The 22,037-nt window shown below is 72.6% G+C and carries 22 protein-coding genes; 7 read left to right on the top strand and 15 right to left on the bottom strand.

Annotation, left to right across the window (positions count from 1 at the left end; translation table 11 throughout):
- Nucleotides 1-78 precede the first annotated feature (78 nt).
- Nucleotides 79-1,053 carry an ArsR/SmtB family transcription factor gene (locus tag Apa02nite_RS32020; RefSeq protein ID WP_203828356.1) on the bottom strand — a complete coding sequence of 325 codons (975 nt, stop codon included), beginning with the start codon at nucleotides 1,051-1,053 and terminating at the stop codon, nucleotides 79-81.
- Nucleotides 1,054-1,120: 67 nt separating this feature from the next.
- Here Apa02nite_RS32020 and Apa02nite_RS32015 point away from each other — a divergent pair, with 67 nt between their 5' ends.
- On the top strand, nucleotides 1,121-2,350 hold the full coding sequence (locus Apa02nite_RS32015; RefSeq protein ID WP_203828355.1) for an MFS transporter: 1,230 nt from the start codon (nucleotides 1,121-1,123) through the stop codon (nucleotides 2,348-2,350).
- Nucleotides 2,347-3,201, top strand: a complete 855-nt coding sequence (locus Apa02nite_RS32010; protein ID WP_203828354.1) for a phosphotransferase — start codon at nucleotides 2,347-2,349, stop codon at nucleotides 3,199-3,201. The genes Apa02nite_RS32015 and Apa02nite_RS32010 overlap by 4 nt, the downstream gene beginning before the upstream one ends.
- Before the next feature lie 67 nt (nucleotides 3,202-3,268).
- Here the strand turns inward: Apa02nite_RS32010 and Apa02nite_RS32005 are convergent, their stop codons facing one another.
- Both Apa02nite_RS32005 and Apa02nite_RS32000 read right to left on the bottom strand, forming a co-directional pair.
- Nucleotides 3,269-4,762 carry an MFS transporter gene (locus Apa02nite_RS32005; RefSeq protein WP_239164704.1) on the bottom strand — a complete coding sequence of 498 codons (1,494 nt, stop codon included), beginning with the start codon at nucleotides 4,760-4,762 and terminating at the stop codon, nucleotides 3,269-3,271.
- The gene (locus Apa02nite_RS32000; RefSeq protein WP_239164718.1) at nucleotides 4,759-5,292 is read right to left on the bottom strand and encodes a TetR/AcrR family transcriptional regulator; all 534 of its coding nucleotides are present in this window, start codon (nucleotides 5,290-5,292) and stop codon (nucleotides 4,759-4,761) included. Before Apa02nite_RS32000 ends, Apa02nite_RS32005 begins: the two co-directional genes overlap by 4 nt.
- A 108-nt stretch (nucleotides 5,293-5,400) precedes the next feature.
- On the opposite strand from Apa02nite_RS32000, the gene Apa02nite_RS31995 reads away from it, so the two are divergent.
- Both Apa02nite_RS31995 and Apa02nite_RS31990 read left to right on the top strand, forming a co-directional pair.
- On the top strand, nucleotides 5,401-6,543 hold the full coding sequence (locus tag Apa02nite_RS31995; RefSeq protein WP_203828352.1) for a coiled-coil domain-containing protein: 1,143 nt from the start codon (nucleotides 5,401-5,403) through the stop codon (nucleotides 6,541-6,543).
- A 270-nt stretch (nucleotides 6,544-6,813) separates the two neighbouring features.
- On the top strand, nucleotides 6,814-7,152 hold the full coding sequence (locus Apa02nite_RS31990; protein ID WP_067693645.1) for an RNA polymerase-binding protein RbpA: 339 nt from the start codon (nucleotides 6,814-6,816) through the stop codon (nucleotides 7,150-7,152).
- A 75-nt stretch (nucleotides 7,153-7,227) separates the two neighbouring features.
- Here Apa02nite_RS31990 and Apa02nite_RS31985 read toward each other — a convergent pair whose 3' ends face one another.
- The 9 genes from Apa02nite_RS31985 to kdd form a co-directional block, all read right to left on the bottom strand.
- A complete protein-coding gene (locus tag Apa02nite_RS31985) occupies nucleotides 7,228-7,737 on the bottom strand; it encodes an FxsA family protein (protein WP_203828351.1) in 510 nt (169 codons plus the stop codon).
- 77 nt (nucleotides 7,738-7,814) lie between these two features.
- The gene (locus Apa02nite_RS31980; protein ID WP_067693639.1) at nucleotides 7,815-8,603 is read right to left on the bottom strand and encodes a polyprenol monophosphomannose synthase; all 789 of its coding nucleotides are present in this window, start codon (nucleotides 8,601-8,603) and stop codon (nucleotides 7,815-7,817) included.
- The gene (gene lnt / locus Apa02nite_RS31975; protein ID WP_203828421.1) at nucleotides 8,600-10,210 is read right to left on the bottom strand and encodes an apolipoprotein N-acyltransferase; all 1,611 of its coding nucleotides are present in this window, start codon (nucleotides 10,208-10,210) and stop codon (nucleotides 8,600-8,602) included. The genes Apa02nite_RS31980 and lnt overlap by 4 nt, the downstream gene beginning before the upstream one ends.
- 499 nt (nucleotides 10,211-10,709) lie before the next feature.
- Nucleotides 10,710-11,954: a glutamate mutase L gene (locus Apa02nite_RS31970; RefSeq protein WP_203828350.1), complete on the bottom strand. Its 1,245-nt coding sequence runs from the start codon at nucleotides 11,952-11,954 to the stop codon at nucleotides 10,710-10,712.
- A complete protein-coding gene (kal, locus tag Apa02nite_RS31965) occupies nucleotides 11,951-12,316 on the bottom strand; it encodes a 3-aminobutyryl-CoA ammonia lyase (protein WP_067693633.1) in 366 nt (121 codons plus the stop codon). The genes Apa02nite_RS31970 and kal overlap by 4 nt, the downstream gene beginning before the upstream one ends.
- On the bottom strand, nucleotides 12,313-13,047 hold the full coding sequence (gene kamE / locus Apa02nite_RS31960; RefSeq protein ID WP_203828349.1) for a lysine 5,6-aminomutase subunit beta: 735 nt from the start codon (nucleotides 13,045-13,047) through the stop codon (nucleotides 12,313-12,315). The genes kal and kamE overlap by 4 nt, the downstream gene beginning before the upstream one ends.
- Nucleotides 13,044-14,600 carry a lysine 5,6-aminomutase subunit alpha gene (kamD, locus tag Apa02nite_RS31955; protein WP_203828348.1) on the bottom strand — a complete coding sequence of 519 codons (1,557 nt, stop codon included), beginning with the start codon at nucleotides 14,598-14,600 and terminating at the stop codon, nucleotides 13,044-13,046. Before kamD ends, kamE begins: the two co-directional genes overlap by 4 nt.
- 12 nt (nucleotides 14,601-14,612) lie before the next feature.
- Nucleotides 14,613-16,160 carry an amidohydrolase gene (locus Apa02nite_RS31950; protein WP_203828347.1) on the bottom strand — a complete coding sequence of 516 codons (1,548 nt, stop codon included), beginning with the start codon at nucleotides 16,158-16,160 and terminating at the stop codon, nucleotides 14,613-14,615.
- Nucleotides 16,161-16,165: 5 nt separating this feature from the next.
- Nucleotides 16,166-17,179, bottom strand: a complete 1,014-nt coding sequence (kdd, locus tag Apa02nite_RS31945; protein ID WP_203828346.1) for an L-erythro-3,5-diaminohexanoate dehydrogenase — start codon at nucleotides 17,177-17,179, stop codon at nucleotides 16,166-16,168.
- A 144-nt stretch (nucleotides 17,180-17,323) separates the two neighbouring features.
- On the opposite strand from kdd, the gene Apa02nite_RS31940 reads away from it, so the two are divergent.
- A complete protein-coding gene (locus tag Apa02nite_RS31940; RefSeq protein ID WP_203828345.1) occupies nucleotides 17,324-18,694 on the top strand; it encodes a KamA family radical SAM protein in 1,371 nt (456 codons plus the stop codon).
- 48 nt (nucleotides 18,695-18,742) lie between these two features.
- On the opposite strand, the gene Apa02nite_RS31935 is transcribed toward Apa02nite_RS31940, so the two are convergent.
- Entirely contained in the window at nucleotides 18,743-18,934 is a 192-nt protein-coding gene (locus Apa02nite_RS31935) for a CsbD family protein (protein ID WP_067693612.1), read from the bottom strand.
- Between the two features lie 116 nt (nucleotides 18,935-19,050).
- On the opposite strand from Apa02nite_RS31935, the gene Apa02nite_RS31930 reads away from it, so the two are divergent.
- On the top strand, nucleotides 19,051-19,779 hold the full coding sequence (locus Apa02nite_RS31930) for a class I SAM-dependent methyltransferase (protein ID WP_203828344.1): 729 nt from the start codon (nucleotides 19,051-19,053) through the stop codon (nucleotides 19,777-19,779).
- On the opposite strand, the gene Apa02nite_RS31925 is transcribed toward Apa02nite_RS31930, so the two are convergent.
- Nucleotides 19,776-20,060: a putative quinol monooxygenase gene (locus Apa02nite_RS31925; protein ID WP_203828343.1), complete on the bottom strand. Its 285-nt coding sequence runs from the start codon at nucleotides 20,058-20,060 to the stop codon at nucleotides 19,776-19,778. The two genes, Apa02nite_RS31930 and Apa02nite_RS31925, sit on opposite strands and share 4 nt — an antisense overlap.
- Before the next feature lie 26 nt (nucleotides 20,061-20,086).
- Here Apa02nite_RS31925 and Apa02nite_RS31920 point away from each other — a divergent pair, with 26 nt between their 5' ends.
- Nucleotides 20,087-20,935 (top strand): arylamine N-acetyltransferase family protein, encoded by an 849-nt coding sequence (locus Apa02nite_RS31920; protein ID WP_203828342.1) that lies wholly within the window; start codon nucleotides 20,087-20,089, stop codon nucleotides 20,933-20,935.
- 314 nt (nucleotides 20,936-21,249) lie between these two features.
- Here Apa02nite_RS31920 and Apa02nite_RS31915 read toward each other — a convergent pair whose 3' ends face one another.
- A complete protein-coding gene (locus tag Apa02nite_RS31915; RefSeq protein WP_239164703.1) occupies nucleotides 21,250-21,708 on the bottom strand; it encodes a hypothetical protein in 459 nt (152 codons plus the stop codon).
- Between the last annotated feature and the right edge of the window lie 329 nt (nucleotides 21,709-22,037).

The following is a 22,037-nucleotide window of genomic DNA, read 5'->3' as shown; positions in this document are numbered from 1 at the left end:
CCCGTCGATGCACCACTCGCCGAACACCAGATGAAGAACCTCCGCCATCGCGCATCAGCAGCGGCGTCCGCACCAGGATCAGGCGGCGGCAACGGCGAGGGCGTCGCCCAGCGGGGTGCGCGTGTAGAGCACCGAGCGCCCCGCCCTCGCCCGGCTCACCAGGCCGGCCCGGTGCAGGACCGCGAGGTGGTCACCCACCGCGCCGGTGGCCAGGCCGAGGACCGTGGCCAGCTGGGTGGTGCTGGCCGGCTCGGCCAGACTGATCAGCAGCTGCGCCCGGCTGCGGCCCAGCAGCGCGGCCAGGGCGTCCGGCGCGGCCGGCGGCGACGGCTCGAACAGGGTGCCGACACCCCGCGCCGGATACACGATCGCTTTCGGCCAGGGGTCATCGCCGAACACGGCGGTGCCCGGCCAGATCAGCACCGAGGGCACGAGCAGCAGGCCGCTGCCGTCGAGGGCGCCCGCCGTGCCGGTGTGCCCGGACAGGTCGATGCCACCGTCGCGCCAGCGGACCTTCGGGCCGAGCCCGGACAGCGCGGCCGCCCAGCCGGCCCGGCCCAGTTCGGCGGCGCGGTGCACGACGTCGCGCTCGCAGACCGCGCGCATCGCCGGCCACTGCTCGGCGAGCAGCACCGACCAGGCTCTCGCCAGGAAGTCGGCGATCCGGTCGAGCACGTCGCCGGCGTACAGGACGGTCCGGGCCGCCGCCGTGACCCGTCGCCGGGTCAGATAGAAATCGATCTCCTGGCGGGCCACCGGCAACGGCACGGCGCGCACCGCGGCGAGATCCTCGCCGATCGTCTGCGCCATCCCGCGCGGCGGTGGCGCATAGAAGTTCGCCCCCGACCGCGCGGTCTTCAACGCGAGCACCGCGGCCAGGCAGGGGTCGTCACGCAGCTGATCAAAACCGGACCTAAAGCGCGCCAGCCAGGAGGCCGGCGGACCCGGCGCCGGCCCGGCCAGCACCCGCAGCAACGACTGCAGCTCGAAGATCGGCGACACCGCGAACCGCGTCCGCACCAGATCCTCGGCCCCGACCTCGAACCGCACCACCCGGTCGATGTTACGTCCCCAGGCGAATCAGTCGCGGTGCCGGCCCGTTGCACGGCACCGTGCTCCCATGACCGCTGCCGAACAAGGCGCCACCTACCGCGAGGTCTTCGCCGAACCCCGCTTCCGCGTGCTGTTCCTGGCCCGCACCGCCGCGATCGCCGCCGAGTCGTTGCGGATCTTCGCGTTGTCGGTGCTGGTCTTCGAGCGCACCGGCTCCGCCCTGCTGAGCGCCCTGGCGTTCGCGGCCGGCTTCCTCCCGCAGCTGGTCGGCGGGCTGCTGCTGGGCGCGCTGACCGACCGGATCCGGCCGCGTCCGCTGATCGTCGCCGGCTACCTGGCCGGTGGCGCCGCGGCGCTGCTCATCGGCACCGTCGACATGCCGGTCGCGGCGCAGCTCACCATCATCGGGGTGGTCGCCTGCGGCACGCCGATCTTCATGGGCGCCACCAGCCGGCTGGTCGCCGACGTGCTCACCGGCGACGCGTACGTGCTGGGCCGCTCGGTCTTCAACGCCGCGTCGTCCGGCGCGCAGCTGCTCGGGCTGGCCGTCGGGGGTGTGGCGGTCGCGGCGGCCGGCCCGCGGCAAGGGCTGCTGATCGCGGCGGCCGGGCAGGCGGTGGCGGCGCTGATCGTACGCACCGGTCTGCCTGATCTGGACAGCGTGCCCGGGGAGGCCGGCTCGGCGGTGCGGGCCAGCCTGACCGGAGTCGGTCAACTGTTCGGTGATCCGCTGATCCGCCGGTTGCTGCTGGCGCACTGGCTGCCGTCGGCGTTCCTGGCGGGCGCCGAGGCACTGCTCGTCGCGTATGCCACCGCGCGTGACTTCCCGGCCGGGTCGGCGGGCGCGCTGATGGCCGCGGTCCCGGTCGGCATGCTGCTCGGCGACCTGATCGTCGGCCGCTGGGTGCGGCCGGCGGTCCGCGAACGACTGTCCGGGCCGCTGGTGCTGCTGGCCGGCGGCGCGCTGGCGCTGCTCACCGTCGGCCTGCCGCTGGGCGGCGCGCTCACGGTCCTGATCCTTTCCGGTACGGGCTACGCCTACCAGCTGGGCCTGCAACGCCCGTTGCTGGACGCCACCCCGGAGTCCCGCCGCGGGCAGATGTTCGCCCTGCTCTCCACCGGCCTGATGACCCTGCAGGGCCTGTCCCCGCTACTGCTCGGCACGGTCGCGCAGGTCAGCTCGCCGAGCGTGGCGATCGGAGCGGCCGCCGCGGCAACCGTGCTCTGCGCCCCGCTGATCCCCCGGCGGCGAACCCGTCCGGCGAGAGCGGCCGGGGTCGATACGATCGCGGGGTGACCACGGCCGCCCCGGATCCCGGTGTTCTCGCCCGGTGGCGTCTCACGCCGGGTCCGCTGCTGGGCGCCCGCTCCACTCTCACCTGGTCGGTGACCCGGGCCGGCCGGCCGTTCGTGCTGCAGCGGCTGAACCCGGCCGACAGCCCGGATTGGCGGTACCCGCTGCGGGTCGCGGCGGCCCTGCGCGCCCGGGGCTGGCCCACCCCGGACCCGGCCGAGGCGCCGCTGCCCACCCCGGACGGCGTCTGGCTGCTCTGCCCGGAACTGCCCGGCCGCCCACTGATCAGCGCGGGTCCGGGAAGTGCGGAACAGCAACGCGCCCGAGGCCGGCTGCTCGCCGAGCTGCATCACGACCTCGCCGCCACCGGAATCACCGAGCAGTGCGGCGGGTACCACTCCCCCGCCGACGTCGTCGCCGACCCGGAACTGGACCGGACGCTCCGGTCGTACGAAATGATCCATCCGGTCGACGGCGGTCTGTTGCGGCGATGCCGCGAAGCGGCCGCCGAGTGGTTCGCCACCCACCCCACCGACGCCGCCCCGCGCAGCGTGATCCACGGTGACTTCGCGCCGTGGAACCTGCTCTATGACAACGGCCGGCTGACCGGCCTGCTGGACTTCGAGTTCGCCCACCACACGTTCCAGGTCGCCGACTTCGCGCTGGCCTGGCGCGGCTACCAGGACCCGGTGATCGACGGATACCACCAGGTCCGCCCGCTGTCCGAGCTCGAGCGGCGGCTGATCCGCCCGGTCTTCCACGCCTGGCTCTTCCTCGGCATCGCCGGCGCCGACCCGGCCACCCTCGACCTCACCTGGAACGTCGCCCACCTGCGGAAGCATTCAGCCCGGTGACCGAGACCGAACGCCGCCCACCTGCGGAAGCGCTCAGCCCGGTGACCGAGGCCGGCCGATCTTCGGCTCACCGCCGGTCCGGGTAGTCGCGGAACACCACCCAGATCGCCGCGGCCGAGGCCAGCAGCAGCACCGCGCCGATCCCGGACGCGATGGCCAGCCCGTCGGTGAACGCGGCCCGCGCCCTCTCGAGCAGCTCGGCCGAGCGGGCCACGGGCAGCCGGGCCGCGGTGTCGACCGCCGTGGCCAGGGACTCACGCACCTCGGCGGGCAGAGCGGCGCTGCGGTACACGCCGGTGACGATCGAGCCGATGGTCGCGATGCCCAGGGCCATGCCCAGCTCGTACGCGGTCTCGGAGACCGCCGACGCCGCGCCGGCCTGCTCCTTCGGCACGCTGCTCAGCACCACGTCGCTGGCCAGGGTGAACGCGATGCCGACCCCGACGCCGAGGACGAACAGGGCAGCACCCAGCAGCGGGTACCCGGTGTCCGGCCGCAGCACTGTCAGCGCGGCCATGGCCAGGCCGGTCAGCGCGATGCCACCGCTGAGCGCGATCCGCATCGAGGTACGCCGGACCAGCGCGCCGGCCAGCACCCCGGAGACCGTGGACGCGATCGTGGCGGGCAGTTCGGCGAGGCCGGCTTTCAGCGGGGCATAACCGGCGACCAGCTGGAAGTACTGGGAGAGGAAGTAGACCAGCCCGGCCAGCCCGAGCACCGAGACCAGGTTCGCGCCGACCACGCCGGTGAACGTCCTGTGCCGGAAGAGCCGTACGTCGATCAGCGGGTGCGGCAGGCGCAGCTGCCGCCGGGCGAAAACGATCAGCGAGCCGACGCCGACCACCCCGGCGGCCGCGATGTCCGGCCGCAGCCCGTGCACGGCCGCTTCTTTGATCGCGTAGACCGTCCCGATCATGCCGATCAGCGAGAGCGCGACGCTGGCCGGGTCCCACGGCCCGGGCGCCGGGTCGCGGGACTCGGGCAGCAGCCACAGGCCGACCGGCACCAGCACCGCCATCACCGGCACGTTGATCAGGAAGACCGAGCCCCACCAGAAGTGCTCCAGCAGGAACCCGCCGACCACCGGCCCGAACGCGGTGCCGGCCGACGCGCCGGCCGCCCAGATGCCGATCGCGGTGCTGCGCTCGGCCGGGTCGGCGAAGATGTTGCGGATCAGCGCCAGGGTGGACGGCATCAGGGTGGCGCCGGCCACCCCGAGCAGGGCCCGCGCCGCGATCAGCAGCTCGGCGCTCGGCGCGTAGGCGACCAGCGCGGACGCCACCCCGAACGCGGTCGCGCCGATCAGCAGCAGCTTCTTGCGGCCGATCCGGTCACCCAGGCTGCCCATCGTGACCAGCAGCCCGGCCAGCACGAACGAGTAGACGTCGCCGATCCAGAGCAGCTGGGTGCCGGTCGGGCCGAGCTCACGGCTGATGAACGGGGTGGCCAGGCTGAGCACCGTGGCGTCGACCGCGATCAGCAGCACGGCCAGCACCAGCACGCTGAACGCCAGCCAGCGCCCGGTCCGCCCGCGCCGCTGCATCGCCAGCTCGGCGGTCACCGCAGCACCCCGTCCAGCATCAGCCCGGTGATCATCGCGGGGTAGTCGCGGGCCGCGGCCCGGCCCACCTTGACCGACCAGGCGGCCCCGGCGACCACACTGAACAGCGCGTCGGAGAACCAGGCCGGGCTCAGGTCGGTACGGAACTCGCCGTTCTCCTGACCCCGCCGGAACAGCGCCATCAGCGCCTCGTCGATCTCGGCCCAGGCGGCGCCCGGCTCGTCCGAGTCGTACTCCTGGCTCTGTGAGTAGAGCAGCGCCAGGAACGGCGAGACCGGCTGGCTCGCCGTGATCAGCCGGCGCAGCGCGTCGGCGGCCGGCCCCTCGGTCAGCCGGACGTCGTCGAGGGCCTGGCGCATCTCCCGCACGGCGAGCGCGTCGACCGCGTCGAGCAGCGCCCGGCGCCCGGCGAAGTGCCGGTGCAGGGTGGCCCGGCTGACCCCGGCCGCCTCGGCGATCTCGTCCTGGGTGGCGTTCGGCCGGCGGCCGAGGAACTCCGCGGCGGCCCGCAGCAACGCCTCTTGATCCATCTGCACGAGACGAGAATAGCTCACGTGAGACAAACTTGTCTCACGTAAAAAGTCCCCCGGTGTGGTGACGCCGGGAAGATCGTCGCGCGGCCTAGGGTGGGCAACGCTATGACGACGCAGGACCACGCCGCCGAGGCGAACGAGACCCGACCCTGTGCCCACTGCGGGCGCCCGGTGCCGCAGCGCAACTCCGCCGGCCGGCCGTTCCGGTACTGCCGGGACAACGACGGCGAGTGCCAGCGCGCCTCCCGCAACGTGCGGATGCGGCACCGTTCCTCCCCCGGCCTGGCCGGCTCGGTGGCCCGCACCTGGGAGGCGGTCGATCGGCTCGACCAGATGGTCGGCACGCTGACCGAGGCACTGCACTCGGAGATGTCCCCGGCCGGCGTCGAGCGCCAGGTGGCCGAGGTCCGAGCCGAGACGTCCCGGGCGGTGGCGGCCGCGCACGGCGAGCGGGACGACGCGCGCCGCGACGCCGAGCAGGCCGCGACGGCGACCGCGGCGGCCCAGCAGATCGCGGTGGCCGCGACCGCGGAACGCGACGAGTCCCGGCAGCGGGCCACCGACGCCGCGCGGGCCGCCGAACAGGCCGGCCAGCGTGAGCAGGAGGCGGTCACGGTCCGCGACGAGGCGGTGCGGGCCGCGACGGCCGCGGCCGCGCTGCGCGAACGCGCCGAGGCGGAACGCGACACCGCCGCCGAGGAACTGTCCGCGGCGCGCCGCGAGACCCAGGAGACCAAGGCGCAGCGCGACACCGCGGAACGCGATCTGGCTTCGGCGCTGCGCGACCACAACGATTTCCGGCGTACGGCGGAGCAGGCCGCCACCCGGGCCGAGGAGGCACTCACGGCGGCCCGCTCCGAGGCCGGTGAGCTGCGCAAGGCCGCCGACCAGGCGGACCGCCGCACGCAGGCCGCGGAACAGGCGACCGCCGAGGCCGCCGCGCGCGCCGAGCGGGCCGCCGGCGAGGTCACCGCGGTCCGGCAGGAGCTGGCCGCGATGACGTCCGAACGTGACGAGCTGCGGCGTACCGTGGGGGAACTGGACCGGGTCCGCAAGGACCTGGAGCGGGCCGCCGACGAGCGCGCCGATCTGGAACGCCGCCTGGCGGTGGCACGCGCCGACGCGGACGCCGCGCAGCAGCGGGCCGGGCAGCTCACCGCACAGGTCAGCGACCTGGCCTCGGCGCTCGCCACACTCGGCGCGGGTCGTCCACCGGCTCCGGCCCAGACGGCTCCGGCACAAAGCTGAGCCCGGCGCTCGGTTAATGGGTGATGAACGTCCGAGTGACCGACATCGCACCACCCGTAGATGGGTCAAACACTCGTAAAGGGGACCAAGGTCCACTTCACGACCGTTCAATTTGCAGGGTATGGTCGCTGGCCGGTTACGCTCAATGCGTTACATCGCCTTTACCGGGCGGGTAAGAGACCGATAGATACTCGGCGGGCGCAGGAATCCGGCGGCCGCCCCTTTCGTTACACCAACGAGAGCAGCACCACGAGCGAGGGGAAGCCGATCATGGGCGAACGCATGCTGCGCGGCAGCCGTCTAGGCGCAGTCAGCTACGAGTCCGACCGTAACACCGAGCTGGCGCCCCGACAGACCCGTGAGTACCTGTGCGTCAAGGGTCACCAGTTCGAGGTTCCGTTCGCCGTCGACGCCGAGGTGCCCACCACCTGGGAGTGCAAGTTCGACGGCAGCGTGGCCCGGCTGGTCGACGGCAACGAGCCGGAGGCGAAGAAGGCCAAGCCGCCGCGCACCCACTGGGACATGCTGCTGGAACGGCGTTCGATCGCCGAACTGGAGGACATCCTCAACGAGCGGCTGCAGGAAGTGCGGACCCGCCGGGGCCGCTGACCGCAGCAGGTTGAACTGACAAGAAGGGCCGCCCCTCGCGGGACGGCCCTTCTGCTGTGTCTGGCATCCGCCGCTCTAGCGGACAATTTCCCCTTCAATGGCGGCGGCCGGCTGGCGCGGGACGTCATCGGTGACGACGGTCGAGTCGACCGTGTCCTCGACGTGCACTCGCACCTTGCGCGGGCCGAACAGGTCGCCGGTGACACCGCCGCCGAGCCGGCGCTCGGCGAACCGCTCCACACCGCGGCGCGCGACGATCCGCCCGGGCGGCAGCAGCAGGGCCAGGCCGGCGAGACCGGTGACGAAGCCGGGCAGGGCCAGCAGCAGCGCGCCGCCGAGGCCGACGAGCGAGTTGGCCACCTCGGCGCCGGGCGGGCGGCCGGCTGCGGCGGCCTGCTGGAAGTGCCGCCAGCCGCGGATGCCCTCCTGGCGCAGCAGCGCGAACCCGGCCAGGGTGAACCCGGCGAGCAGCAGGAACGCCCAGCCCGCGCCGATCAGGTGGGCCACCGCCACGAAGGCCGAGATCTCGGCGATCGCGAGCAGGGGGAAGACGAAGGGAAGGTAGGCCATCCGGCTGCGGCGCATCAGTACTCTCCCCGATCGGGTGTCATGCGTTCCTCTTCAGCATGACACCAGAACCTGCGACCTGCCTGAGTGCGCCGTCACGGCCAGGTCTGCTCCTGCTTGGGTTTGCGCCCCAGCAGGTTCATCAGGCTCTCCTTGCGCGCCTGCGCGCCCCACACGGTGACCCTGAGCAGCTGTTCCTTGAAGATGTTGCCGCTCATCTTGCTGACGCCGTGTTCGCGCTCGGTGAACGTGATCGGCACCTCGACCACCCGGAACCCGCTCTTGAACGCCCGCCAGGCCAGCTCGACCTGGAACGAATACCCGGTGGAGGCGACCGTGGCCACGTCGATGGCGTCGAGGACGGCCATCCGGTACGCCCGGTAGCCGCCGGTCGCGTCCCGGAACGGCATGCCGAGCGCCATCCGGATGTAGATGTTGCCGCCGCGGGAGAGCAGCAGCCGGTGCATCGGCCAGTTGTGCACGCTGCCGCCGGCGATGTACCGGGTGCCGAGCACCGCGTCCGCCTCGGTCAGCGCGCCGAGCAGGTTGGGCAGTTCCTCGGGGGCGTGCGAGCCGTCCGCGTCCATCTCGACGACGACGTCGTAGCCCTTGTCCTTGGCCCAGGCGAAACCGGCCTTGTACGCCGCGCCGAGACCTTCCTTGCCCTGACGGTGCAGCACGAAGAGGTGGTCGTCGGCGAGCGCGAGCTCGTCGGCGATGTCCCCGGTACCGTCCGGCGAGTTGTCGTCGGCCACCAGGATGTCCACCTCGGGAACCGCCTTGCGGACCCGCGCGGTGATCAGGCGGACGTTGTCCGCCTCGTTGTACGTGGGAATGATCACGAGGACCCGTCCCACTCCCGGGTAGCCTTCTACCTCGCTCACCGTGCCTCCGTGCTCTCTACGCCTGTGCTCGTGATGGTCCGCCTCCGGCGCAGCGGCCACGCGCAGACCAGGAGAATGACGGTCAGCGCCACCGCGATCGCCTCGGGCCAGATCCCGGAACGAGTCGCCAGCGTACGCGTACCTCCGGTGGACATTTTATGCACCACCACCCCGGCGGTGTTGAAGGCCGTGGCGCCGTGCACGCCACCGGCTGTATCGACGAAAGCCGAAACACCGACCGTCGACACCATCAGCGAGTCGAGGCCGTGCTCGACCGCGCGCAGCCGGACCATGGCCAGCTGCTGCCGGGCCTCGCCCTCGTCGAACGTGGCGTTGTTGGTCTGCACGGTGAGGATCTGGGCGCCCTTGGTGACCGTGTCGCGGACGATCCCGTCGTAGGCGACCTCGAAGCAGATCACGTCGCCGAGCGTCAGCGCGCCGGTGTCGATCACACCGGCGTGGTCACCGGCCAGCATGTTCTTGACCAGGTCGACCTTGTCGCTGACCAGCCGGGCGACCGAGCGCAGCGGCATGTACTCGGCGAACGGCACCGGGTGCTGCTTGACGTACGTCTGGGTCAGGTCGGGGCCGGTGACCGGCATCCAGAGCAGCCCGGCGTTCTTGATGTCGGCCGGGTTGTCGGTGCGCAGCACCGCGCCGACCAGGATCGGCACCCCGATCGCCCGGGCCGCGTCGGAGATCTCCTGCGCGGCGTCGGTGTTGCGCAGCGGGTCGATGTCGCTGGAGTTCTCCGGCCACACCACCAGGTCGGGCTGCGGCTGTTTGCCGGCGGCCACGTCGATCGCCAGCTGCCGGGTCGCGCTGACGTGGTTGTCGAGCACCGCCCGGCGCTGGGCGTTGAAGTCCAGGCCCAGCCGGGGCACGTTGCCCTGCACGATCGCGACGGTGCGCGACGGGCCGGCCGGCGCGGAGAGCGGCACCGCGGCCGGCCCGGCGGTCAGCACGGCGAAGGCGACGGCGAACCCGGCGGCCGGCAGCAGCGCCGCGGCGCTCCAGCGGCGCCAGGCCAGCGCGACCAGGGTGCCGCCGGCCGCCGCCACCGCGAACGTCACCAGCGGCGCGCCGCCCCACGCCGCGAGCCGCAGCGACGGGGCGTCGCCCTGGCTGAACGCGATCCGGCCCCACGGGAAGCCGCCGAACGGCGCCCGGTCGCGCAGCGCCTCGTCGGCGACCCAGAGCAGGCCGGTGAGCAGCGGCCACAGCGCCCGCCACCGGTCGATCACCGGGGACAGCCACGCGCCGGCCAGACCGGCCAGGCCGAGCACCGCGGCCTGGGCGGTGCTCAGCAGCGCCCAGGGCGCGAAACCGGCCGCGATCCGGGTCCACTCCAGCAGCGGGAAGAACAGCACCAGCCCGGCCAGGAAGCCGAGGCCGAGACCGGCCCGCAGCCGCCGCCGGTGCACGGCCGCGGCCAGCAGCGCGACACCGGCCGGGGCGAGCCACCACAGATCGTACGGCGGCAGGGCGAGCAGCAGCGCGACGCCGGCGGCCACCGCGAGGGCGGCGGCGACCGGCAGGCGCAGCGGCGCGGGCCGGTCGGGCGGCGGGGTGCTCGGACCCGGCTCGGCGAGGTCGGGTGGCGGCATCGTCAGTTCCACGCGGAGCAGGTTACCTGCCTGGTGGGGGCGTTCCGGCCGGGTAGTCGGCGGCAAATGCGTACCGGGCGGATGAGAGGTGGCTGAGGGACGCGGCGTCGTGAAGCCGCGCCCCTCGGGTGCTTCTATCCGTCTCAGGCCGGTGTGCCCGCCGAACCTCCCGCTGACCTTCGGACCGGCGCGGCACGGGCTGGCTGCCCGCGGCGTGCCGTTGTCTACTGGCCAGGCTCGGTTCGTCTCGGCTACCGGTGTCGCGACCCGGTCCGCGTCGCCAGCGCGCCCGTACCCCCTGGACCTGGCTGAACGCGCGACCCCAGCGAGGACTGCGGGCCAGTGGGTACGGGAACGAAGCGAATCACAGTCGCCTACCGTGAAACAGGACCTGAAGACGGTACGTCCGGACGGGGGCGGTCTGTCAACCGTCAGGTGCGCCTACCGGCGTGTCGCGTTCCTCGGCGTGTCCGGAAATGCACTCCATCGACGTCGCCCGTCAGGACAGCAGGGTATCGAGCAGTCCGGTGGCCACCGCTGGATGATCGGTGGACAGCAGGCCCGCCGCGGCGAGCACGTACTGGGTGTCGACGACGGTGCGGGCGCGGTCCGGCAGGGCCCAGCCGCCGGCCGTGTCGGCCAGCAGCGCGCCCAGCACGTGCTCGCCCCCGCCGTGCCGCAGCACCCCGCCGGAGCCGACCACCAGGCGTACGTCACGCAGGTCCCGGCCACCGGTGCGGGGCAGCCCCGGGCCGGCCGCGTGGCCCCGGGCGTGCCGGCGCAGCGCGATCATCGCGGCGGTGGCGGCCAGCTCCCGGTCCTCCCGGGGCACCGGCAGCTTCTCCGCCGCGGCGGCCTCCCGGGTGGCGTCCGCGCCGACGGCCACCCCGAGGTCGCCCTCGACCGTGCGGGAGCGCCAGAGCGTGCCGGCCACGTCGCGGCGCGGGCCGGTCTCCTCCTCGGCGTCCGGCAGCAGCGCCGAGTACACGTCGGTGGTGGCTCCGCCGACGTCGACGACCAGCACCCCGGCGGCGGCCCGGTCGGCGAGCAGTTCCACCCCGGCCAGGACCGCGTCCGGGGTGGCCGCGCGCACCAGCGACGCGAACCGGGGGCCCTTGGACAGGCGTTTGCCGCCGATCACGTGCTTGAGGAACACCTCGCGGATCGCGGCGCGGGCCGGCAGCGGGTCGAGCACGCCGATCCTGGGCAGCACGTTGCCGGTCACGGTCACCGGCACGCCACGGTTCTCCAGGATTTCACGAGCTTCCGCCCGTACCTCCGCGTTGCCGGCCAGGACCACCGGGATCCGCAAGCGATTCGCGGCCAGGCGCCGGGCGTTGTGCAGCAACACCTCGCCGTCGCCGCCGTCCGTGCCACCGACCAGCAGCAGCACGTCCGGGCGGGCCGCGCGCAGCGCGGTGATCGCCGCGCCGGTCAGCGGACCGGCCGCGACGTGCACCACCTGGGCGCCGGCCGACAACCCGACCCGGTGCCCGGCCTCCGCGGTGACCAGGCTCTCGTAGCCGACCACCGCGAGCCGCAGCCCGCCGCCGGCCGACGAGCAGACGTAGAGCGGCAGGCCGGGACCGCCGACCGCGGCCACCGCGGCGTCCAGACCGGCCAGGACGTCCGTTCCGGTGGTGGTCGGCGTCTCGGCCCGGGTGACCAGCCGCGCGCCGGTCAGATCGATCTTGGCGGCTTTGGTGTACGTCGACCCGACGTCGACGCAGACGACCTCGCTCACGCCTTCGGCGGCACGACCACGGTGCCCACCGCGGTCACCGCGACGATCGGCTCGGCGAGCACCTGCGCGGCCGAGCCGCCGGTCCCCCGGCAGACCACCGTCGACGCGAACTCGATCCTGCGGCTGCGGGTGCCCATCGTGACCACCGTGGCGGTGATCTCCAGGACGTCGCCGGCCTGCACCGGCGCCTTGAACTGCACGTCGTCGTAGGAGGCGAACAGCCCCTCGTCGCCGTCGAGCTGGATGCACACCTCGGTGGCGACGTCACCGAACAGGCCGAGCGAGTACGCCCCGTCGACCAGGTTCCCGGCGTAGTGCGCGTGCGAGTACGGGACGTAGCGCCGATGCGTCACGGTGATCATGCTTTGCTCCCGATCAGGGCGTGTACCAGGTAGGAGGCGACCTCACGGGGCGTGGTGCCGCGGGTGAAGATCCGGTCGACGCCGAGGTCGGCGGTCATCAGCTCGTCGAACCGCGGCCCGCCGACGATCAGCAGCGGACGTTTGCCGGCCGGCAGCGCCTCGCGGAACGCCGCCGACATGGCCCGGGTGTTGTGCAGGTGCGCGTCGCGCTGGGTGACCACCTGGGAGACCAGCACCGCGTCGGCCTTCTGCTCGCGGGCCGTCTCGACCAGCTCGGGCACCGACACCTGGGCGCCCATGTTGGTGACCGACAGCTCGGCGTAGTACTCCAGGCCCTTCTCACCGGCGATGCCCTTGAGGTTGAGGATCGCGTCGATGCCGACGGTGTGCGCGTCGGTGCCGATGCACGCGCCGACCACGTTCAGCCGCCGCCGCAGCTTGCGCTTGATCACGGCGTTGACCTCCTTCGCGCTCAGCAGCGGGAAGTCGCGCTCGACGATCTGCACCTTCTCGGTGTCGACCAGGTGGCTGACCTTGCCGTAGACGACGAAGAAGGTGAACCCGTCACCCATCGGCTTCGCGTGCACCAGCAGCGCCGGGTCCATGCCCATCTTGTTGGCGAGCTGGATCGCGGCGCCCTCGGCGCGCTTGTCGTGCGGGATCGGCAGCGTGAACGACAGCTGCACCATCCCGTCCCCGGTGGTGTCCCCGTAGGGCCGGACGATGCTCATGCTTCCAACGCTTCCGTGACGGGGTTGTAGTAGTCGGCATCCTGCTTGGCCACGCCGTCGAGGCCCTTGCCCCGGGTCGCCGGGCGCTTCATCAGGCCGAACGTGCCGTCCGCGATCGCCTCCATCAGCGTGTCGTCGACGATCCGCTCGAGCAGCTCGATCGCCTCGCCGAGCACCTGGTTCGCCCGGTTGCGGATGAACCCGCCCGGCGCCGGCACGAAGTCCTCGTGCAGGTTGCCGGCGCCGTTGAGCACGTACCGCACGTTCTGCAGGGCGATGTCGCGGTCCGAGATCCACGGCGTGACCACCGCCTCGGTCATCATGCCGACCAGCAGGATGCCCTGCCCGGTGAGCGCGCCGACCAGGTTGAAGAAGCCGTCGAGCAGGTTGCCGCGGAACACGTCGCCGGTCATGTGCTTGGTCGGCGGCATCCACTTCAGCGGCGCGTCCGGGAAGATCTCCCGGGCCAGCAGCGCGTGCGCCAGCTCCATCCGGAACGACTCCGGCAGATCCGGGTTGATCTCGAACGCGTGGCCCAGCCCGAGCTGCCAGTCGGCGAGCCCGGCCTCGTGCGCGAAGAACTCGTTGAGCAGCTGCGACACCGTCACCGTGTGCGCGGCGTCGACCGCGTCCGCGGTGGTCAGGTAGTTGTCCTCGCCGGTGTTGATGATGATCCCGGCGCGGGCGTGCACCTGACGGCTGAACCGCTGGTCGACGAAGGTGCGGATCGGGTTGATGTCGCGGAACAGGATCCCGTACATCGAGTCGTTGAGCATCATGTCCAGGCGTTCCATGCCGGCCAGCGCGGCCATCTCGGGCATGCACAGCCCGGACGCGTAGTTGGTCAGCCGGATGTAGCGGCCCAGCTCCTTGGACGTCACGTCCAGCGCGGCCCGCATCAGCCGGAAGTTCTCCTGGGTGGCGTAGGTGCCGGCGAAACCCTCCCGGGTGGCGCCCTCGGGCACGTAGTCCAGCAACGACTGCCCGGTGGACCGGATCACCGCGATCACGTCGGCGCCGGCCCGGGCCGCCGCCTGCGCCTGCGGGATGTCCTCGTAGATGTCCCCGGTCGCCACGATCAGGTAGATCCACGGCCGTTGCTGCGGATCGCCGTACCGTTTGATCAGCCGGTCCCGCTCGGCCCGGCGCCGATCAACGATCTTGAGACCGTCGGCGGCCGACTTCTTGGCCCGCCTGCGGGCCGCGGTCACCTCGGCCTTCTTCTCCGGTACGTCGAAGCGCACCGCCCCGGCCGCCGCCTTCTGCGCCAGAACGGTCAGGTCGTCCACGCCGGTAGCGGCCGCCGCGTGGAACACCGGCACCGCCACCCCGTGGCCCAGCCCGACATCCGCGCGCACGGCGTCGACCAGACGGTTCACCCAGGGGATCCCGTCCGAGTCGGCGCCGTGCACCCCGGCCAGGCGCAGCACTGCCCGCTCCACCGACACGGTGGTGTGCGACCGCGCGATGTCGACGACGGGCTGCCCGGCCCGCACGGCGAGCGCCCGCGCCCGCGCGACGATCCGCGGGTCCAGATCAAGCTTCCCGGCCAATGTGAAGAGCTCCTAGTTCTCGTAGATCGTGTCGCCGTGCAGCACCGTGCGCCGGCAGACCGGCCGCGGCGGCACCACGCCGTCGATGTCCGGCAGCAGTGCCGGAAGTCCTTCGCTGAGCCCGCCCGGGGTGTCCCAGGCGGCGAACGTGGCCGAGGCGCCGGGCGCGAGCACGCCGACCCGGTCCACGGCGGCGGCCCGCCACCCGCCCCGGCTGGCGGCCGCGAACGCCGCCCGCACCTTCATCCGGTACGCCGGGTTGCGCGGTGCGGTCGCCGCCACCACGATCGACCACGGGTCCAGCGCGGTCACCGGCGAGTCCGAGCCGAACGCCAGGGCCACCCCGGTCGCGTGCATCGCGCCGATCGGGTTGCTGGCCAGGGCCCGCTCGACGCCGAGGCGCTGGGCGTACATCCGGTCGGTGCCGCCCCACAGCGCGTCGAAGACCGGCTGGACCGAGGCGATCACCCCGAACTCGACCAGCCGGGCGATCATCGCCTTGTCGATCAGCTCGACGTGCTCGATCCGGTGGTGCCCCTCGCGCAGCGTGTCGACGCCGACCTGCTTGGCGGCGAGCGCGAAGCCCTCCAGCACGGTGGTGATCGCGGCGTCGCCGATGGCGTGGAAACCGCTCTGGAACCCGGCCCGGACACAGTCCAGGATGTGCGCGGCGGCCTGCTCGGCGGTCAGGAACGCCTCGCCGTGCCCGTGGTCGCCGTCGTGGTACGGCGCGCGCAGCGACGCGGTCCGCGACCCCAGCGCGCCGTCGGCGTACAGGTCGCCGGCCGCGCCGTGCGCGCCCAGCTCCCGGGCCCGCTCGGCGCCGCCCAGCTCACCCCAGAACCCGAACACCTGCGGCAGGCCCTGCGCGGACAGCGCCAGCACCGACCGGAAGTCGTCCTCGCTGGACGTGCCCGGCCCGCCGCACTCGTGCACCGCGGCGATGCCCATCGCGGCGGCCCGGCTCAGCGCGGTCCGCTGCGCCGCGGTGCGCTGCTCCGGGGTGAGCGCGCCGAGGGCGACCGCGCGTACCGCGTGGTGGGCCTGCTCGCGCACCCAGCCGGACGGGTGGTAACCGTCGGTTCCCTCGGCGGCCGGCAGCAGCGCCGACGACGCCAGCGCCGAGTGCACCGACGCCTGCGACAGGTACACCTTGCGGCCGGCGGCGGCCCGGTCCAGCTCGGCCGCGGCCGGCGGGGTCTGCTCGGTCCAGGTCGACTCGTCCCAGCCGTGCCCGTGCACCACACCGCCGGCCGGCCGGGTGGCCGCGAACGCGGCGACCGCGTCGAGCAGCTCACCGGCCGAGCGGACCCCGGACAGGTCGAGGCCGTCGGCGGCCAGGCCGGTGTCGGTGGCGTGCAGGTGCGCGTCCACGAACGCCGGGGTGACCAGCGCGCCGGCCAGATCGACCGTACGGTCGGCGGCCGGCACGTCGGCGGTGTCCCCGAGCCAGGCGATGGCGCCGTCGCGGACCAGCATCGCGGTGGCGCGCGGCTCGGCGGCGGAATAGAAGCGACCGTTGGTGTAGCGGACCGAGGGTTGGGCCGAGGGTGAAGTCATGCGGATCAGTCTCCCGCTACCCGCGCCTCGAACAAGGCCCGTACCGCGGGCACCGTGCGCACCAGGTCGACCGCGAACGCGGCGTGCCCGGGGACGTAACCGTTGCCGACCAGCATCGTCACGTCGGCGGCCAGGCCCTCGGCGCCGAGCGCGGCCGCGGAGAAACTGGTGGCCATCGAGAAGAAGATCACGGTGCCGCCGGGTGCGGTGGCCAGGATCGCGCCGTGCTCGCACCCCGGCACGTCCACGCAGACGACGGTGATGTCGTTCGCTCCGGCGGCGTCGAAGACCGCGACCGGGTTCCGCGCGTCGGCGATCGCGATCTCGTCGGCCAGTCCGGTCCGCTGCAGCGCGTCGCGCTCCGCTGCGGAGACGACGATCGCTGTGGTACGGGCACCCGCGCGCTTGGCGGCCGCCAGGGACAGCGAACCGCTCTTCCCGGCCCCGCCCAGCACCAGCACGGTCGGTGCGGAGTACTGCCGGACCACCCGGTCGACCAGCGCCGGCGCGCCGCACACGTCGTAGACCGCCAGGGCCAGTTCAGGGGCCATGTCGTCGGGCAGCACGCCGACGATCGAGCGGCCGAACAGGATCGCGGTGCCGTCCGCCGGGACCTGCTCGCCGAGCCCGTCCCAGTCGCGCAGCCCGTCGGTGATCCGCAGCGGGGTCAGCGTCAGCGACACCAGGGTGGCCACCCGGTCGCCCGGCTTGACCTGCAGCGGCGACTCCGGCCCGACCTCCTCGACCACGCCGATCAGCATGCCCCCGGAGCCGGTCACCGGGTTGTGCATCTTGCCCCGGTCACCCACGATCGCGAGCACCTCGGCGCGGATCGCGGCGCCGTCGCCCGCATGTTTCTGCGCGAGCTGCCGATAACTGGCGGCGTCGAGGTTGAGCCGCTGCACGCGGATCCGTACCTCGTCGGGCCCGATCTCCGGGGAGGCGTCCAGGCGCCAAGCGGCCTGGGGCAGCACCCCGGCCGGTTCCAGCACCCGCGCCAGACCCACCGAACCCGACATTGAACACGCTCCTTCTCATCGCAGACGCTAAACAATCGCTTCCAAGTGCCGGTCTACCGTAAATCTTTCGTACACAACCTGGCTAGGCCGAAGATTCTCCAGTAGCTTGATTGATCTGTACAGCTGAAGCAGGGAGGAATCCAGGTGACCGATCTCGAGACCGGACAGCCCTACGAGTACCAGCGGCGGGAGCTGGCCGAGCCGGATTGGACCCGGTTCCCCGGGTGGCGTGACGTCACCGCCGCGCAGTGGCAGTCCTCGCAGTGGCAGCGGGTCAACTGCGTCAAGAACATCAAGCAGCTGCGCGCCGTGCTCGGCGACCTCGTCGACGAGTCGTTCTACGCCGACCTGGAGTCCGACCAGCTCCAGATGGCCACCATGTCCATGCTGATCCCGCCGCAGATGGTCAACACCATGGTGCCGCACGAGGTGCCCGACACGGCCTCGTTCTACGCCGACCCGATCCGGCGGTACATGCTGCCGGTCGCCACCGACCGGCACCTGACCTGGCCGTCGCACCCGCACGCCAGCCGCGACTCGCTGCACGAGCACGACATGTGGGTGGCCGAGGGCCTGACCCACCGGTACCCGACCAAGGTGCTCGCCGAACTGCTCTCCACCTGCCCGCAGTACTGCGGGCACTGCACCCGGATGGACCTGGTCGGCAACAGCACCCCCACGGTGCCCAAGCTCAAACTGGTGCAGAAGCCGGTCGACCGGTACGCCGCCCACCTGGAATACCTCAAGGCGCACCCGGGTGTCCGCGACGTGGTGGTCTCCGGTGGCGACGTGGCCAACGTGCCGTGGAAGCAGCTCGAGGCGTACCTGATGGGTCTGCTGTCGGTGCCGACCGTGCGCGACATCCGGCTGGCCACCAAGGCGCTGATGGGCCTGCCGCAGCACTGGCTGCAGGACGACGTGGTCGAGGGCATGCACCGGGTCGCGGTCACCGCCGAGCGCCGCGGGGTCAACCTGGCCGTGCACACCCACGTCAACCACGTGAACTCGCTGACGCCGCTGGTCGCCAAGGCCACCCGGACGCTGCTCGAGGTCGGCGTGCGCGACGTGCGCAACCAGGGCGTGCTGATGCGCGGCGTCAACGCCACCGCGCCCGACCTGCTCGACCTGTGCTTCGCGCTGCAGGGCGAGGCCGGGATCCTGCCGTACTACTTCTACATGTGCGACATGATCCCGAACGCGGAGCACTGGCGGGTGCCGGTCTGGCACGCCCAGCAGCTGCAGCACGACCTGATGGGCTACCTGCCGGGGTATGCGACGCCGCGGATCGTCTGCGACGTGCCGTTCGTCGGCAAGCGCTGGGTGCACATGATCGCCGACTACGACCGTGAGCACGGCATCTCGTACTGGACGAAGAACTACCGCACGTCGATCGAGAAGGACGACAGCGAGGCGTTGACCAAGCTCTACGCCTACTACGACCCGATCGACACGCTGCCGAAGACCGGCCAGGAGTGGTGGCGCAAGCAGGAAGCCGACGCGGCTCTCGCCGTCTGACGGCAGAAGGCCCCGGCGAACCGCCGGGGCCTTCTGGTGCGCTTGGGTCTACTTGAACGCGTCGCGGACGTCGTTGCCGGCGTCCTTCACGTGCTCGCCGGCCTGCTTGGCGTGCGCGGCGGTCTCCTGAGCAACGCCCTCGGCAACCAGGCTCTCGTTGTCCGTCGCGTTGCCGACGGCCTGCTTCGCCTTACCGGCGAGCTCTTCGGCCTTGTTCTTCGCCTTGTCGGTGATGCTCATCGGTGAACCCTCCGTGGTCGCTAGCTGCGGTTGCTTCGCTCAGAGAACTGCCCGATCGCCACGGATCCGAAACACACCAGGTGATCTTTCCCGGTGCTGTCGATAGGGTCACCGTCGTGGATCCCTTCGGTACCGCCCCCGGCGCCTCCTCGTTCGGCTCGGCAGCCGGGGCCTACGAACGGGGCCGTCCGCCGTACCCGGAAAGCGCTCTTGATTTTCTGCTGCCCGCCGGTCGGCCTCGCGTGCTGGACCTGGGGGCCGGCACCGGCAAACTGACCCGGCAGATCCGGGCGCGGGGGCTCGACGTGACCGCCGTCGACCCGTCCGAGGGGATGCTCGGCGAGCTGCGCCGGGCCGTGCCGGAGGTGCCCGCCCACCTCGGCACCGCCGAACGGATCCCGCTGCCGGACGCCAGCGCCGACGTGGTCCTGGTCGCGCAGGCCTGGCACTGGATCGACCCGGCCCGCGCCCTGCCGGAGATCGCCCGGGTGCTCACCCCCGGCGGCCGGCTCGGCGTGCTGTGGAACCTGCGCGACGAACGCGCCGACTGGGTGGAGCGCCTCGGCGCCATCATCGGCCGCGAGGACCGCGCCCGCGACACCACGATGGGTCCGCCGTTCGGCCCGGTCAGCACCGCCACCTTCGACTGGGCACACACCGTGCAGCCCGGCGAGCTGCTCGACCTGGTCGCCTCGCGCAGCGGCGTCATCCTGCTCCCGGCCGACGAACGGGCCGCGGTGCTCGCCCAGGTCCGCCAGCTCACCGCCACCCACCCGGCCCTGCTCGGCAAGGACACCTACACCCTGCCCTACCGCACCGCGTGCGCCTGGGCCGAACGGGGCTAGGGCGCTTCCACGCCGGAGATCCGGTACTTCTTGACGTCGGCGGAGAGCACCGGCGGCAGGGCCGGCTCCGGGCCGCCGGACTCGCGGAACCGCAGCAGGTCCGCGTCGGAGTCCCACCGTTCGTGGATCAGGATGCGGCCCGGTTCGAGCGGGTCGGCGGACTGGGCGAACTCCAGGCAGCCCGGCGCGCGACGGGCCGAGCGGGTCACCTCCGCCACCCCGGCCAGGTAGCGCTCGCGGTCCTCGGCGGGCACCCGCAACTCACCGGCAACGATAATCATGTGTTCTCCGTCGATAGGGTCCAGGCATGGACGATGTCGCATATCTGCGCCGGCTCGGGCTCGACGAGCTGGCCGGGCAGGCGCCCAGCGTGCCCGGTCTGCACGCGCTGCACCGGGCACACGCCGAACGCGTGCCGTACGAATGTCTGGAGATCTGGCTCGGCCAGCCCACCGGCATCGACCCGGCCGAGTCCACCCGGCGGATCCTGGCCGGGCGCGGCGGATACTGCTACCACCTCAACGGGGCGTTCTCCGCACTGCTGCACACCCTCGGTTATCAGGTCACCCGGCACGTCGGCGGGGTGCAGGGCAACGCCGGGCAGCCGGCCGGGGCCAGCGCCAACCACCTGGTCCTGACCGTCACCGGGCTGCCCTCGGCCGACGCGCCCGGCGGTGCCTGGCTGGTCGACCTCGGCATGGGTGACGGGCTGCACGGGCCGCTGCCCCTCGAGGCCGGCGAGCACCGGCAGGGGCCGTTCGTCTACCGGCTGCGGCCGTCCGAGGCGGAACCCGGTGGCTGGCGCTTCGACCACGATCCGCGCGGCTCGTTCCTCGGCATGGACTTCCGGGCCGAACCCACCGGGATGTCCGCGTTCGCCGGCCAGCACGAGCACCTGTCGACGTCGCCGGAGTCCGGGTTCGTGCGGGTCGCCACGGCCGCGCGACGGGACGCCACCGGGGCCGACATCGTGCGCAACCTGGTGCTCACCCGGGTCGGTGACGAGCCGGCCCGCACCGAGCTGACCAGTCGGGACGACTATTTCACGGCGCTCGCGGACGTCTTCGGGATCACCTTCGCCGAGTTCACCGCGGCCGAGCGCGACAACCTGTGGACCCGGCTGGCCACCGCCCACGAGCAGTGGCTGGCGAGCTGACAGCTCGCTGTCCCGGCCACCACTTCCCGGCCGCCGTCTCCCGGCCGCCGTCTCCCGGCCGCCGTCTCCCGGCCGCCGTCTCCCGGCCGCTGCTTTCGGCCGCTGCGGGATGTGGTCGTCGTTCGCCCGGGCGTCGCGGGGCTCGCGGACGGCCCGGCGGGCACGGTCCAGCGCGAACTGGACGATCTCGCGGCCATCATGGAAACCATTTCCGGTACGAGGAACGCGCGCTCGCCGCCGGAGTCCCGGACACCGGCTGGTCAGAACCGGTCCTGCGCCCGCGCAAGCTGGGCCGGCTGGGCCTCAGGGGTGCCTCACCGCACCTGAGGGACCCCTGACAGCCAGCCGACCGCGTCCGCGTAATACGTGTCGGACAGGTGCTCGGCGATCTCCCGGATCGTCCAGGCGCCGGGCTCACGGCGGTCCAGTTGCTCCGCGGTGAGCCCGGCCAGCCGCACCGTCCAGATCTGCGCCAACCTGGTCAGCCGGCTCTCCGCCTCGGCCAGGTCCGCCGCGGTGAACACTGCCAGGTCCCCCGGCGTGGTGATCGCCGACGCGTGCCAGCGATCCGGGATCGTCGGCACCCCGGCCAGCCGCGCCTCGACCTCGGCGAGGTGGTCGATCAGATGGTCACCGATCCGGCGGATCGCCTTGTGCGGTGTGTAGAACCGGTCATCGGCCGGGATCGGCGTCCCGTCCCAGTGCGGCCAGCTCTGCGCGAGGCGCAGCGCATGAGAGACAGCCTGCTCGATCATGCGGTTCGGTTCCGGCACCGCTTCCTCCCTCTCCCCTACGACATGAGCCCCGCCACGCTAAATCCCTGACAGTTAGCCCCTCACCGAACTGTCCCCGCGGCGCCCGTGCGGCTGGCTCCCAGCGCCGCCAAACAAACGCGACACAGCCCCCAGCCCTAGCAAGACCCGCCCAGCCGGTGCCGACGGTCCCCACCGCGAACCCAAAAGGCCGCGCGCCTCCGGCTGGCCCTCAGAGGTCCCAAAACCACCGCGAGACACCGCTGCGGACCAGCCGCAGGCGCACGGCTGGCGCCCAGGGGTGCCACAACGACCGCGAGACACCCCTGAGCGCCAGCCGGACACGTGGG

It is taken from the genome of Actinoplanes palleronii (assembly GCF_016862315.1).
Taxonomy (GTDB): domain Bacteria; phylum Actinomycetota; class Actinomycetes; order Mycobacteriales; family Micromonosporaceae; genus Actinoplanes; species Actinoplanes palleronii.
This window is presented reverse-complemented; position numbering and strand designations above follow the sequence as displayed.

Excerpts from the sequence above, each read along its gene's own strand:
- Apa02nite_RS32015 (WP_203828355.1), top strand. The coding sequence starts at position 1,121 with ATGACCGCTGCCGAACAAGGCGCCACCTACCGCGAGGTCTTCGCCGAA.
- Apa02nite_RS32000 (WP_239164718.1), bottom strand. The coding sequence starts at position 5,292 with ATGGATCAAGAGGCGTTGCTGCGGGCCGCCGCGGAGTTCCTCGGCCGC.
- Apa02nite_RS31995 (WP_203828352.1), top strand. The coding sequence starts at position 5,401 with ATGACGACGCAGGACCACGCCGCCGAGGCGAACGAGACCCGACCCTGT.
- Apa02nite_RS31990 (WP_067693645.1), top strand. The coding sequence starts at position 6,814 with ATGGGCGAACGCATGCTGCGCGGCAGCCGTCTAGGCGCAGTCAGCTAC.
- Apa02nite_RS31985 (WP_203828351.1), bottom strand. The coding sequence starts at position 7,737 with ATGCGCCGCAGCCGGATGGCCTACCTTCCCTTCGTCTTCCCCCTGCTC.
- lnt (WP_203828421.1), bottom strand. The coding sequence starts at position 10,210 with ATGCCGCCACCCGACCTCGCCGAGCCGGGTCCGAGCACCCCGCCGCCC.
- kal (WP_067693633.1), bottom strand. The coding sequence starts at position 12,316 with ATGATCACCGTGACGCATCGGCGCTACGTCCCGTACTCGCACGCGCAC.
- kamE (WP_203828349.1), bottom strand. The coding sequence starts at position 13,047 with ATGAGCATCGTCCGGCCCTACGGGGACACCACCGGGGACGGGATGGTG.
- Apa02nite_RS31950 (WP_203828347.1), bottom strand. The coding sequence starts at position 16,160 with ATGACTTCACCCTCGGCCCAACCCTCGGTCCGCTACACCAACGGTCGC.
- kdd (WP_203828346.1), bottom strand. The coding sequence starts at position 17,179 with ATGTCGGGTTCGGTGGGTCTGGCGCGGGTGCTGGAACCGGCCGGGGTG.
- Apa02nite_RS31935 (WP_067693612.1), bottom strand. The coding sequence starts at position 18,934 with ATGAGCATCACCGACAAGGCGAAGAACAAGGCCGAAGAGCTCGCCGGT.
- Apa02nite_RS31925 (WP_203828343.1), bottom strand. The coding sequence starts at position 20,060 with ATGATTATCGTTGCCGGTGAGTTGCGGGTGCCCGCCGAGGACCGCGAG.
- Apa02nite_RS31920 (WP_203828342.1), top strand. The coding sequence starts at position 20,087 with ATGGACGATGTCGCATATCTGCGCCGGCTCGGGCTCGACGAGCTGGCC.